The organism is Flavobacterium supellecticarium (genome assembly GCF_004801375.1).
Taxonomy (GTDB): Bacteria; Bacteroidota; Bacteroidia; order Flavobacteriales; family Flavobacteriaceae; genus Flavobacterium; species Flavobacterium supellecticarium.
In genome coordinates this window covers 806,991-820,328 of the sequence record NZ_SSNZ01000001.1, presented here as the reverse complement: position 1 = coordinate 820,328, position 13,338 = coordinate 806,991, and the positions used below count along the sequence as shown (strand labels likewise).

Genomic DNA, 13,338 nt, shown 5'->3' with positions numbered 1-13,338 from the left:
TATAATGTAAAACGAAATCATCAGATTACTGTCCACACTGATGTGTATTAAAAAAGTACTTGACTATTAAATGTAATGCTAAACTATTGCTTTTGATTTTTATGAAAAAATTTATTGGGGTTAGTTACTATTTCCAGCGTGAAATAATTTATTTTTTTTCATATTTAATCCAAAAAAAAATGTTTTTTGATCATTTTTTTTGCCGGTGTGGTTAACCGGCTTTTTTTATTTATAAAAGTTAAGAAAGTGGTTTGATATAATGCTTTGTAGGTCTGAAAACAAAAAGAATTTAACAGGATTTTATAACTTCAAACGGAACAGATCCGATTTAGAATCCTTAAATTTAAACAATTCTAAAAACAGTCTCAATAGCCCGAATTTAGACTGAATAACTCAAAATCTGCCAATAACTATGAAGACGATTATCATCGCAACTGATTTTTCAGCCGAAGCTATTAATGCTACAAAATATATTGCAAAAGCGATTACCGGAAAAGCCTATCAACTTGTACTTTATAATCTGTATAACACTTCCATTCACGCCCAAAATGCACGCTTGTCGGCTATGGAAATCGATAAAATGTTTCAAGCACAAAAAAATAAGGTAAACGAAAAAGCAAGCACTCTAAGCGAAATGTACCATGTTGAAGTGGTGGCACATGTAGTGGCGGGTAATTTTTACGATGAATTAGTAAAAAGTATACAACAATTTAATGCCGAACTGGTAGTAATGGGAATGGCCGAAAGATCGGTGGAGCAAGATTTGTTAGGCAATACAACCACCGCTGCGATCAGTATGTTGAAATTCCCGGTACTGAGTATTCCTTTGGGAACCGAATATAACGGCATTAAACATATTCTTTTTGCCTGCGATATCGTGAGAGGTGTGCATAAGACGGTACTCGACAGAGTACGGGAAGTTGCAGCCGATTATCATGCCTCGGTTGAAGTGTTTCATATCCGGGAAAAATCGGAAGAATTCATGCAGCAACAAGACGAAAAATATCCAATGGAAGAAACATTATCCGGAATTCAGCATACCTATAAAAACGTACAGTCGTCCGAAATAATAAAAGCCATTCGCGATGAAATTGTAGCCTCTGAAACCGATTTGCTGATTATGGTTCCGTATAAATATGGCTTCTGGGATTCGATGCTACACAAAAGTAAAACCCGAGCGATGGCATCCGGAAGTAAGGTTCCCTTATTATCGCTTCCGTTATAAGGCAATTTAAATTCTTTTTAAACTATAGGTTAAATTTAAGAATTGACTTGTTTTCCGAAGCAGGACTCTCTAATTTTGTCGTGTGAAAAAACTGGCCGTATACATACTTGTATTTCTGATTAGCCTGAACAATTGCTTTTTTGTACAATTGTTCAAACTGCCGGTTCTGTTCCAACACTTTGAAGAACATCAAAACGATAATGGAAATCTCGGCTTTGTCGATTTTCTGGCCATGCATTATTGGGGCGACGATATTAACGATTCGGATGATGATCGCGATATGCAGTTGCCTTTTAAAAAAGTGGATCACCATGTACCGCATTTGGTGTTTATTCCGAATCGTATTACCTATACTACAACGATCAATCGTATACCGGATACTTCCCGGTTAAAAATTACCTATAATAACCACTTACACCCTAATCCGCATTTGGGTGCTTTGTTTCGTCCTCCAATCGTATAACTTCTGTATCGGATTTTAAAAAAATACCAAAGGCACAATTGTGTCTGTTGGCGCATTTACTATAAATTCAAATGAAGTCATGCTTACAAAAATCATTCAATTTTCAGTTAAAAATAAACTGGCAATTGGGATCTTCATGTTACTATGGGTAGTCTATGGTAGCTATGAAGTGACTCGTTTGCCTATTGATGCCGTACCGGACATCACGAACAATCAGGTACAAATTATTACAACGGCACCAGCCTTGGGAGCCGAAGATGTGGAACGGTTGATCACCTTCCCGATCGAACAGGCTATTAGTAATATCCCGAAACTAAAAGAAAGCAGAAGTATTTCCCGCTTTGGTTTGTCGGTTGTTACAGTCGTTTTCGATGAAAAAGCCGATGTGTACTGGGCGCGACAACAGGTTACCGAACGCCTGCAACAAGTAGCTATCGACGAAAATGCCAACCGACCCGAAATGGCACCGGTAACCACCGGATTGGGCGAAATTTACCAGTATGTTCTCAAACCCCAAAAAGGTTTTGAAAGTAAGTATTCACTCGCCGATTTGCGAACCATACAGGATTGGACGGTGAGGAGACAGTTGCTTGGAACACCAGGTATTGCCGATGTCGCAACCTTTGGCGGAAAGCTAAAACAATATGAAGTAGCCGTTAATCCTGCCCGACTCAAAGCACACAATCTAACCATTAGTGATGTTTTTACAGCGCTAAACCGTAGTAATCAGAATACTGGTGGCGCTTATATCGAAAAAGGACCTACCGTTTCCTATATCCGTAGTGTGGGATTGGCTCGGGACATAAAGGATATCGAAAACATTGTGATCAAATCTACTCAGGCCGGAACGCCGGTACTGGTTAAAAACATTGCGGAAGTAAAATTAGCAGCTGCCATCCGTTATGGAGCGTTAACCACAGATGATCGCGGAGAAGCCGTAGGCGGAATCGTGATGATGCTAAAAGGTGAAAATGCCAGTAATGTAATCGATAACGTTAAAAATAAAGTCTCCGAAATCGAAAAAATCCTTCCGGAAGGCCTTACGATTGAACCCTTTCTGGATCGTACCAAAATGGTCGATAATGCTATTGGGACCGTAGAAAAAAACCTTATCGAAGGCGCGCTGATTGTCGTTTTGGTACTCGTTCTCTTTTTAGGAAACCTGAGAGCTGGTCTTATTGTCGCTTCGGTAATACCACTTTCGATGCTTTTTGCCATTTGTATGATGAACGCTTTCGGGGTAAGTGGCAACCTGATGAGTCTCGGAGCACTCGATTTCGGACTGATTGTCGATGGAGCCGTGATCATCGTGGAAGCCATATTGCATCATTTGCATTCGGAAAAAAAATACCAACTACGAACCGATATTTCACAACAGGAAATGGATCAGGAAGTAACCGGATCAGCTTCCCGTATGATGAATGCGGCTGTTTTTGGTCAGATTATTATCCTGATCGTTTATTTGCCAATTCTGTCTTTACAAGGGATTGAAGGGAAAATGTTCAAACCGATGGCGCAAACGGTGGCTTTTGCAATTCTCGGAGCGTTTATCCTGTCGCTAACGTACGTTCCAATGGTTAGTGCGCTGTTTATCAGTAAAAAAGTAAACCACCAACCCAATATTTCCGACAAAATAATGACGCGTTTGGAAGCGGGGTATGAAAAACTACTTTCAAGAGCGTTAATTTTCCGAAAAGGAATCATAGCGGTTGCAATCGTTTTGTTTTCGTTGGCAGTATTGTTATTTACCCGAATGGGAGGGGAATTTATTCCACAACTGGAAGAAGGTGATTTTGCAGTCGAAACCCGATTGTTACTCGGAACGAATCTGACTACAACTACCGAAACCATACAGAAAATATCCGTCGCACTAAAGGAACGGTATCCCGAAGTAAACCGGGTCGTATCCCGAATCGGTAGTGCCGAAATACCAACAGATCCGATGCCGATTGAAGGAGGAGATATGATCATTGTACTCAAAAATAAATCAGAGTGGACCAGTGCGGCTTCATTTTCCGAATTGGCCGAAAAAATGGCAGCTACCGTTCAGGAAGTCGCACCAGGGGTGACAACGGGTTTCCAGTTTCCGGTGCAAATGCGCTTTAATGAATTGATGACCGGTGCCAAACAGGATGTCGTTTGTAAAATCTATGGAGAGAACCTTGATAAACTGGCACAATATGCCGATCAGTTAGGAGCGATTAGCCGTAGTGTAAAAGGTACAGCCGATTTATATGTCGAAAAAGTAACCGGTATGCCACAAATTGTGATCGATTATAACTGGGCCGAAATGGCAAAATACGGACTGTATGTTCAGGATATTAACCGTACGGTGAATGCTGCATTTGCCGGTGCCATGGCCGGGAATATTTATGAAGGTGAAAAGCGTTTTGATCTGGTCGTACGGGTCGATGCCACAGGACGGAGTGACATTAACGACGTTCGGAATCTTCTGGTAGCTACGGCTTCCGGAGCGCAGATTCCGTTATATCAGGTAGCGTCGGTTCAGGAAGTGGAAGGACCAAATCAGATTCAACGGGAAGATGCCAAACGCCGGATTATTGTAGGATTTAATGTGCGTGGTCGCGATGTGCAGAGTATTGTAAACGAACTGCAACAAAAGGTAAACACCCAAATTAAATTTGATCCGGGGTATTATGTGACCTATGGCGGTGCTTTCGAAAACCTGCAACAGGCAAAAAGCCGATTGGGTGTGGCGGTTCCGGTAGCATTACTGTTAATCTTCGGGCTATTGTATTTTGCTTTCCGATCGTTTAAGGAAGGAATCATCATTTTTACAGCCATACCACTATCGGCTATTGGTGGTGTATTCGCACTGACCTTACGGGATATGCCGTTTAGTATTTCGGCCGGAGTTGGATTTATAGCGCTTTTCGGTGTTGCGGTTCTGAATGGAATCGTACTGATATCGGAATTCAACCGGATCCGAAAACAGGGCGAAATTACCGATCCTTTACAATTGATCATTAACGGTACCAAAAACAGATTGCGTCCGGTGTTGATGACAGCGGCTGTGGCTTCTTTAGGATTCCTACCCATGGCATTGAGTAATGGTGCCGGTGCCGAAGTACAACGTCCGCTGGCTACGGTGGTTATCGGCGGATTGCTAACCGCTACTTTGTTAACCTTATTTGTATTACCAGCCATTTATTTAATGACCTATCATACGAAACAATTTCAAAAGAAAATGAAAAAAAGTAAAAACAATAATTTGATCCTATTCTTGTTCGGATTTTTGATTTCCGGGGGATTATGGGCGCAGGAAATGGTTCCGGTTTCGTTGGACCAATCGGTTGCCATTGCGATCAAAAACAATAAACGAATCCGGGCAGCGCGACATAACGAACAATCGAAAGAATGGTTGCGCCAGTCGGCCTACGATATCCCGAAAACTAATATAGACGTCGACTACGGGCAATTTAATAGTCAGTTTAAAGATAACCGTTTTGGGATAAGCCAGACGTTTAATTTTCCAACGGTATATTCCCGGCAAAAAAAAGCATTAACAGAAGGGTTTCGGGCGGCCCAGGCACAAACACAACTTACGGAGCAGGAGTTAAAAGCGCAGGTGCGCCTATGGTATTATGAGTTAATCTGGCTACAACATAAAAAAGCGTTATTGCAGTATGCCGACAGTATTTACCGTTTGATGGAAGAGAAGTCGAAACTACGGTTTAAAGTTGGCGAAACGAATATATTGGAAAGAAGTGCCTCACAGTCGGCACGACAGTTTTATACGAATCAATTCAATATGATCAATCAGGATATTGCGATTGCACAGCGATCGTTTAATACGGTTTTGCAGGATAGTATTGTATATGTTCCGGAGGTTTCAATAATTAAAATGGACGAAAAAGGAAGGTTTGAAAAATCATCTGCCGAAAATCTTCCGGCGGTAAAGTTATCGCAATACGAAGCCGAAAGTGCCCGTTGGCGTTGGAAAACCGAACGCGCCAGAATGTTACCGGATATCACGTTAGGGTATAATAATCTTAGTATTACCGGTTTTCAGACCAATGCGTCGGGACAGGAAGTCTATTACGATAGTAACCAACGGTTTAGTTATATAAATGCCGGAATAAGTCTGCCGTTGTTTTTCGGAAGTCAGTCGGCGCGTAGTAAAGCCGCCAAAGCTGAGTGGGACTATTATAAAACGCAGGCGGAAGCTATAAAAACAGAACTTTCGGCACAACAACTCAACGCCGCAAAAGAACTGGAAAAATTCCGGGAAAGTTTGCAATATTATGAATCACAGGGACTTGAAAATGCCCAAACAATCATCGATGCGGCAAACAGCCAGTTAAATAATGGGGATATCGATTACCTGCAATGGGTACTGGTAGTCAATCAGGCCATCACCATCAAAAACGAATACCTCGATACGGTCAATAATTACAATAAGGCTGTGATTCGGGTACAATCTTTAAATAACCTTTAATATGAAAAAGTATAGCATCTCCATAGTCGCATTCGTATTTTTGACATTGATTTCCTGTAGTAAAAAGGAAACCGAAACATCAAAAGAAGCCACACCACCTACGCCGGGCATTGTAAAGCTGAGTGCCGCACAGGTTCAAAATGCCGGAATAAAGGTAGGACAGCCCTCCGAAAAAGAACTTAGTGGCGTGCTGTCCTTACAGGGAACCGTAACTGTACCACCACGAAGTCGCGTGGACGTAACGTTTCCGTTGGGTGGTTATATCCGTAAAACAAACGTAATGCCGGGTATGCATGTCAAAAAAGGACAAGTACTGGCGCAAATTGAAGACATGCAATATATCCAGTTGCAACAGGATTATCTTACGGCTAAAGAAAAATACAATCTGACCGTAATGGAATACAACCGTCAGAAAGAATTGAATGCTAAAAAAGCCAGTAGCGACAAACTGTTTGAACAAATTACAAGCGAACGCGAAACCCAGCGAATTACGATGACTTCATTGGGGCAAAAGCTTTCGTTACTGGGAATCGATACCGGACGATTGTCTACCGCTACGATTAGTAAGTCCATTGCCATTGTATCGCCGGTAAACGGACTGGTGTCGAAAGTAAATATTAATATCGGAAAATATGTCGGACCGACAGAAATGTTGTTTGAGTTGATCGATATGCAGGATGTCGTACTGTCTTTTACTGCTTTTGAAAAAGATATTGCCTATCTGCAAACCGGACAAAAACTGGACGTTTACACGAATGATCAACCGGATCGAAAACACCGCGCAACAATCGCTTATATTAATCATTCTCTAAATGAGGATCGTGCTGCTGAGGTAATTTGTAAAGTAGAATCGTACGAACCGGCTTTACTTCCGGGACTCTTTGTAAACGGTACGATCGAGGTGCAATATAAAAAGGCACTTACGGTTCCGGAAGCTAGTGTGGTGGATTGGAAAGGAAAAAAATACGTTTTTGAGGCACAACCGGAAAATCATTTTGCAATGATACCGGTAGCTGCAGGAATTGCACAGGATGGATTGCAACAAATTGTATCCGATAAAATCAATTCGGGTTCCAAACTGGTTATCCAAAATGCTTATACGCTGCTGATGAAAACGATGAATAGCGGAGAAGAATAAAGAGAATAGAGAAAAGAGTTGGGCGTTAGAAATAATTTGCCCGAGATAGAAAGACCTGTCAGGAATTGTCTTACCTGACAGGTTTTTTTGTTATATACCGAAATTGGAAAGCGGTACCGTGAGTCGTTCCAGAAAATAACGGGCGGCTTTTTTCTGATAGGCATCCTGATGTGTGATGATCATCGCACGTCGGGTCATGTTGATTTTGTTGATCGGAATAATAGCCAGCTCCTTGTCGATCGCAACAGTGGTTTTGGCCAGGATCGTATACCATTTTCCGGATTTTACCAAATCGAGCAAAGTAGGAATATCATTGATCTCGGCTGATATTTTCGGATGAATATTGTGTTTGGCAAAGATATCACCCACAAACTTACGGGTACTGTAACCAGCTGCCGGTAATACAATAGGCAATTGACGTATTTCTGTCAAATCAATTTCTTTTTTAGCGGCCAGCGGACTATTTAATGCCGCAACCAAACACAATGGCGATTCGAACAATAGTGTATACGTCAGGTTTTCGTCGGCTACGATTTCTTCAAAAGCCAGAACCAGATCCAAATGCAAACCGATCAGTTTGTCGTGTAATTCTTCCGAAGTACCAAAGTACACTTTTACGGTAACACCGGGATAATCGCTCAGAAAGGCAATTAATGCCGGTGTGAGCAGATGGCGTAATCCATAGGTCACTCCAATAGAAAGATCACCGGTTTTGAGTTCGCCGAGGTCTTTTAATAGGGTTAATCCGCTATTGGCTTTGTTAACGGTTTGCAGTGCATAACTGTAAAAAAGAGCTCCGGCTTCGGTGAGTGTAATCCGTTTGCCGATCCGGTTAAACAAAGGCGTGTCGAGTTCGATTTCCAGTTGTTTGATTTGTTGCGATAACGTACTCTGACTAATATTAAGCGCTTCGGCGGCAGCGGTAAAATTGAGTAATTCCTTGGCTTTTATAAAATATTTGAGTTGACGTAGTTCCATTTTTAAATCGGTTTTATCGATTGATGATATAGAAAAATAACGTTTTACAAATTTATAAATTATAGGGAACTTTGTAGTGTAAAATGATGTAAAAATGAATATGTTCCGGTCACTTAAGTATAGAAATTTCCAGCTTTTCTTTTATGGACAATCTATTTCTTTAATGGGAACCTGGATGCAAAAAACGGCTGTAAGCTGGTTGGTTTACCGACTTACGGGATCGGCCTTTTTATTAGGGTTGGTCACTTTTGCCAGTCTGATTCCTTCTTTGGTACTATCGCCTTTTGCCGGTAGTTATATCGAAAAGCACAATCGCTTTAAAATTATGATGAAAAGTCAGGTTATCTCAATGCTACAAGCGGGTACGTTGGCCATAATGATTTACTTTAAATATTATAGTATTCCGGCGCTGATCGGTTTAAGTTTGCTTCAGGGTATGATCAATTCGTTTGATGTAATCTGTCGGCAAACGCTCATGATGGATATGGTGGGGAATAAAGAGGATCTGCCCAATGCCATCGCGTTAAATTCAACGATGACCAACCTGGCCCGGATCATCGGTCCGGCTTTGGCTGGATTAGTGTTGGGAACTCTGGGCGAAGATTTCTGTTTTATCGGGAACTTTTTAAGTTATATTCCGGTATTGTATTGTTTGTACCGAATGGATATCCGGATTTCAAAAAATACCGAACCGGTTAATAATGTATGGTACGAGTTAAAAGAAGGCTTTCATTATCTGGTACACGAAAAAGAGTTGATCAGTTTGATTTTATTACTTTCAATGAACAGCTTGATTGTGATTCCGTTTAATACGCTGATGCCTGTTTTTGCCAAAGATATTTTTAGCGGAACGGCCAGTACTTTTAGTTTGTTCGAAAGTGCGATTGGTCTTGGTGCGGTGATAAGTGCCGTGTATCTGGCAAATCTTAAAAAGTTCGATCATATTATTAAAATCATCATAATAGCTGGTTTTATGTTGGGAAGTAGTGTGATGTTACTGGCGGGTTCCAACCTCATCGCCGTTTCGGTTATCCTATTGGTTGTAGCCGGTATCGGAATGATGGCACAAACATCAGCTATCAATACCTATATCCAAACCCATGCACATCCAAGTATGCGTTCGCGTTCCATTAGTTATTATATAATGGGCTATCAGGGACTAATTCCGGTAGGAAGTCTTTTGGCCGGTGTTGTAGCCGAATCGATCGGGGTGCGTTTAACGGTGGTTTTTCAGGGCGCCATTGGTATTGTAGCGATACTGGTATTCTACCTGTATTGGAAACGCATGAAAACCAATAGTATTATAAAAGAAGAAGTGTATAGCAAAGAACAATTCTAATCATGAAAATCATACCCCTTAGCGAAGGCATATTCCGGGCCAGTAAAATAAAAGAATTTACCTTAGTAGATACGAATCCAATAGGAGAACCCGGTGCGTTAAAAATGGCAATATGTCCTTTTCTGATTCAACTTCCGGACGATCTGCTTTTGGTTGATGCCGGACTCGGTTTTGAACGTAACGGTAAACCGATTCTGGTTTCGTTATTGCAAGACGCTGGCTACGAACCGGAACAAATCACAAAGGTTTTGTTAAGCCATTTGCATAAAGATCATACCGACGGACTGGGCTTTTTTAATGCGGATCATTTTGAAACCTATTTCCCCAAGGCAACTTTGTTTTTGCAACAAAGAGAGATGGATTATGCCTTGTCACAACCCGAAAATCCATCGTTTAATTTGCGAACGTTAAAGGCCTTACAGGAATTGCCAAATGTGGTGTATATGGAGGCCGATAAAGGTACTATCGGAGCACATATTACTTTTGAAGTTACCGGTGGGCATTCGCCGTTTCATCAGGTGTTTTGGTTCCGGGATCAGGATGAAATTGTATTTTATGGTGGCGATAATCTGCCGCAGGAATCCTATCTGAAATACCATATCGCCTATAAAACCGATTATGATGGGAAAAAGGCAATGGCATTACGTCAGAAATGGGAACAACAGGCTCGTGTGGAAAACTGGAAGCTATTATTGTATCATGATTTGGAAAAATCGGTTATAAGATTATGATACTGTTAAAAAATAATGTTATAAGTAATTTCTGTTATAAATTGGTAAATCGGTTGTTTTTTAGGGAAATAACTCTATTTTTGAAAGAAAAGAATTATTTTTTTAAGACATATGAAAATAAAAGGTTTTAATCTAAATCCCCGAAAAGTAAACAGAATTAAAAAACGACTTCGCAATTTACCCAAAGGGAGTAATCTTTATAAGTACGTTCGAAATAAATCCGCTTTTCTGTATTTAAGTGCGATCAAAAGTACAAGGGTCGTTTATCCTTCCAGTGTGGTTTTGGAGGTTACCAATCATTGTAATCTGAAATGCATTACTTGTCCGCTTCAATATGATTCCGGACAAGCGATGGATAAAGGTTTGATTAATGTCGATTCGATGCTGAAAATAGTTGATGAGGTAGCGCCTTATGTCGATAATATCGGACTCACCGGAATGGGAGAAACGCTCATCAATAAAAATCTCGAAAAAGTACTCAAGTATATCAAAGCCAAAAAAATGGGGATACAGACTTCTATCTCTACAAATGCTCATTTACCAACTACTTACGATTATTTAAAAAGAATCCTTCCTTATCTGGATCAGCTTCAGGTATCTATAGACGGTATTGGTGCCGTTTATAATGAAGTTAGAGTGGAAGGGAATTTTGATTTTTTCGTTGAAAATGTCCGTAAAATAAAACCTATTTGTGATGAATTTGACGTTCCGATTCTGTTTAATTTTACCATTGTCAAAGAGAATTTTCACCAAATGCCCGAAATACTAAAATTGGCAGAAGATCTGGGCGTGCAGTATGTTAATATGAATCCGATTAATATAACCGCTGTAAGCCGTTATGATATCTCGTACTATGATTTTTTTACGTCAGATGAATATGTCGCGGTTTTAAATAAAACGATCGAAGTAAGTAAGAAAATTGATAACGTAACGTTGTCATTATACGATTACAAATCCGAAAACGGTTTTAAAAAGTGTATCTATCCGTGGATGCATAATTATGTTACCTGGGATGGCTATTTAATTCCGTGTTGCGCCCGACCGTTTCCAAAGGAATTGAATTATGGAAATGTTTTTAAAGACGGACTACTGAATTGTTTAAATAACGAACAGTTCCGAGAAGTAAGAAGAATGTGGTACAACAATGAAACGCCAAAGTTTTGCGAAGATTGTATTGTATGTGTTCTTAAACCGATTACAACAGAACTCGATGTTGCGGTTGCCTAACATCATTATAAAGGCAATGTCCGATACATAACATAACCTCGAATGATAAAAAAAATAGCCGTTTTACTGCTTTTGAGTAGCATTTTTTTCTGTAGTTGCCGTAAAATGGATCGAAAAACGACAAGAGAAGTGGTACAGCATTACCATAAAGAAGGGAAACTGAATGGTGCTGTTTTGATTGTACAAAACGATAGTATGGTTTGTGATACGGTTTTGGGCTATGCCGATTTTAAAAGTCAGCGGCCGTTAGAAAAGGAAACGCCGTTTTATATCGCGTCACTGGCCAAACCCATTACGGCTATCGGTATCATGTTGTTGGAACAAAAGAAGCTATTGTCGTACGACGATCGTGTAAATCGTTATATAAACGACTTGCCGGATTATTTAAAAGAAATTACAATCCGACAATTGCTCACGCATACTTCGGGCGTGTGCGATTATGAAAATGTGTTAACCGGAACGCTAACGAATAAAGACGTTATGCATTGGTTACAAAATCAAAAACTACAATTTGTACCCGGTATGAAGTATCAGTATAGTAATACCGGTTATATCCTTTTAGCATTGATCATCGAAAAGGTTTCCGGAACATCATTAAAAACGTTTTTAGAGGAGAATATAAGCCACCCTTTGAAAATGCAGCATATGGTGGTATATGATGAAACAAAACCGGATATTCCCGCTAAAGCTATCGGGTATACGAAGAATAAAGTAAAAGATGATTACACACAACTCACAACCGGCGATGGTGGTATTTATGCGACAACTGATGATTTATATAAATTGGATAAGGCATTGCGTAACGGCTTATTGCTTGCTAAACACAATACGGAAGTAATGTACCGTTTACCGGTTTTCCCGGACGGTAAATTGGGGCCTTATGGATTGGGCTGGTTTGTTGAAAATAAACATACTGGAAAAATAGTCATGCATACCGGCGGATTAGCAGGTTTCCGAAGTTTATTCTGGCGCGATTTAAAAAATAATACGACAATTATTGTACTTACCAATCAAGGGGATGCTTTTCCGGTTTATAACTTTTTGGATGAAATAAAAGAAACCCTTGTGAAATAGGGCATTTTACGTTTTTTAAAGCCTAAAAATCAGTACTTTATTTTGTCAATAAAATAGTGGTTTTAAGTAGAATACAGCGGTTTTAAATAGTTATTTTTAATAGATAACACTAAACGCATTAAATATGATTTCAAAATTGAAAAGCTTGTTCCTGGTTGCTGTTGTGGCCGGGTTCTCTCAAAGTTTGAGTGCACAGGATATCAGAGTTGGTGTACACGCCGGTTTCCCGATTGGCGATGCTGCTGATGTTTCGTCATTTAATTTAGGAATAGATGGTGCCGTTTACTTTTATAAAGTAAAAGACTTTCTGGATTTGGGGATCGCAACCGGATATTCCCGTTTTTTTGGTAAAACGGTAACGGTGGCGGGTATGGATTTTACCTACGACGATTTCGGTTATATTCCGGTAGCGGCTTCGGGTCGTGGAAAATTTGATCACAATATTTTCTACACCGCAGATATCGGTTATGGAATTGGACTGAATAACGCCGACGGTGGTTTGTATTATCAGGGTAAAGTAGGATGGAACAAAGATAATTTCGATCTGTTCGCCTTTTACCGTGGAATATCCGATAACTTTACAGTGTCTGCTATTGGGGTAGGTGTGGCGTATAAACTACACTAATCCTTTTTTAAAATTTAGGAACTGCTGTACGCTACCGCCAAACCGGTAGCGTTTTTTAATTCAATTTGATTACCTTCGA

Annotated in this window: 10 protein-coding genes; 9 read left to right on the top strand and 1 reads right to left on the bottom strand. The window is 40.2% G+C overall.

Features of this window, described 5'->3' with window-relative positions; all coding sequences use genetic code 11:
* Positions 1-412 precede the first annotated feature (412 nt).
* From E6C50_RS03785 to E6C50_RS03770, 4 genes are all read left to right on the top strand, one after another.
* Complete coding sequence (locus E6C50_RS03785; protein WP_136401856.1) at positions 413-1,225, top strand: universal stress protein; 813 nt, start codon at positions 413-415, stop codon at positions 1,223-1,225.
* 82 nt (positions 1,226-1,307) lie between these two features.
* On the top strand, positions 1,308-1,688 hold the full coding sequence (locus E6C50_RS03780) for a hypothetical protein (RefSeq protein ID WP_136401855.1): 381 nt from the start codon (positions 1,308-1,310) through the stop codon (positions 1,686-1,688).
* 79 nt (positions 1,689-1,767) lie between these two features.
* Positions 1,768-6,147, top strand: coding sequence for a CusA/CzcA family heavy metal efflux RND transporter (locus tag E6C50_RS03775; RefSeq protein WP_136401854.1), 4,380 nt, complete (start codon positions 1,768-1,770; stop codon positions 6,145-6,147).
* A gap of 1 nt (position 6,148) precedes the next feature.
* Positions 6,149-7,285 (top strand): efflux RND transporter periplasmic adaptor subunit, encoded by a 1,137-nt coding sequence (locus E6C50_RS03770; RefSeq protein WP_136401853.1) that lies wholly within the window; start codon positions 6,149-6,151, stop codon positions 7,283-7,285.
* A 90-nt stretch (positions 7,286-7,375) separates the two neighbouring features.
* Here the strand turns inward: E6C50_RS03770 and E6C50_RS03765 are convergent, their stop codons facing one another.
* Complete coding sequence (locus E6C50_RS03765; protein ID WP_136401852.1) at positions 7,376-8,263, bottom strand: LysR substrate-binding domain-containing protein; 888 nt, start codon at positions 8,261-8,263, stop codon at positions 7,376-7,378.
* A gap of 94 nt (positions 8,264-8,357) precedes the next feature.
* Here E6C50_RS03765 and E6C50_RS03760 point away from each other — a divergent pair, with 94 nt between their 5' ends.
* The 5 genes from E6C50_RS03760 (at position 8,358) to E6C50_RS03740 (ending at position 13,259) form a co-directional block, all read left to right on the top strand.
* The gene (locus E6C50_RS03760) at positions 8,358-9,602 is read left to right on the top strand and encodes an MFS transporter (RefSeq protein ID WP_230978953.1); all 1,245 of its coding nucleotides are present in this window, start codon (positions 8,358-8,360) and stop codon (positions 9,600-9,602) included.
* A 2-nt stretch (positions 9,603-9,604) separates the two neighbouring features.
* Entirely contained in the window at positions 9,605-10,333 is a 729-nt protein-coding gene (locus E6C50_RS03755) for an MBL fold metallo-hydrolase (protein ID WP_136401851.1), read from the top strand.
* A gap of 111 nt (positions 10,334-10,444) precedes the next feature.
* Positions 10,445-11,560, top strand: coding sequence for a radical SAM protein (locus E6C50_RS03750; protein ID WP_136401850.1), 1,116 nt, complete (start codon positions 10,445-10,447; stop codon positions 11,558-11,560).
* Between the two features lie 42 nt (positions 11,561-11,602).
* On the top strand, positions 11,603-12,634 hold the full coding sequence (locus E6C50_RS03745) for a serine hydrolase domain-containing protein (RefSeq protein ID WP_136401849.1): 1,032 nt from the start codon (positions 11,603-11,605) through the stop codon (positions 12,632-12,634).
* Positions 12,635-12,758: 124 nt separating this feature from the next.
* Positions 12,759-13,259, top strand: a complete 501-nt coding sequence (locus tag E6C50_RS03740) for a hypothetical protein (protein WP_136401848.1) — start codon at positions 12,759-12,761, stop codon at positions 13,257-13,259.
* Positions 13,260-13,338 lie beyond the last annotated feature (79 nt).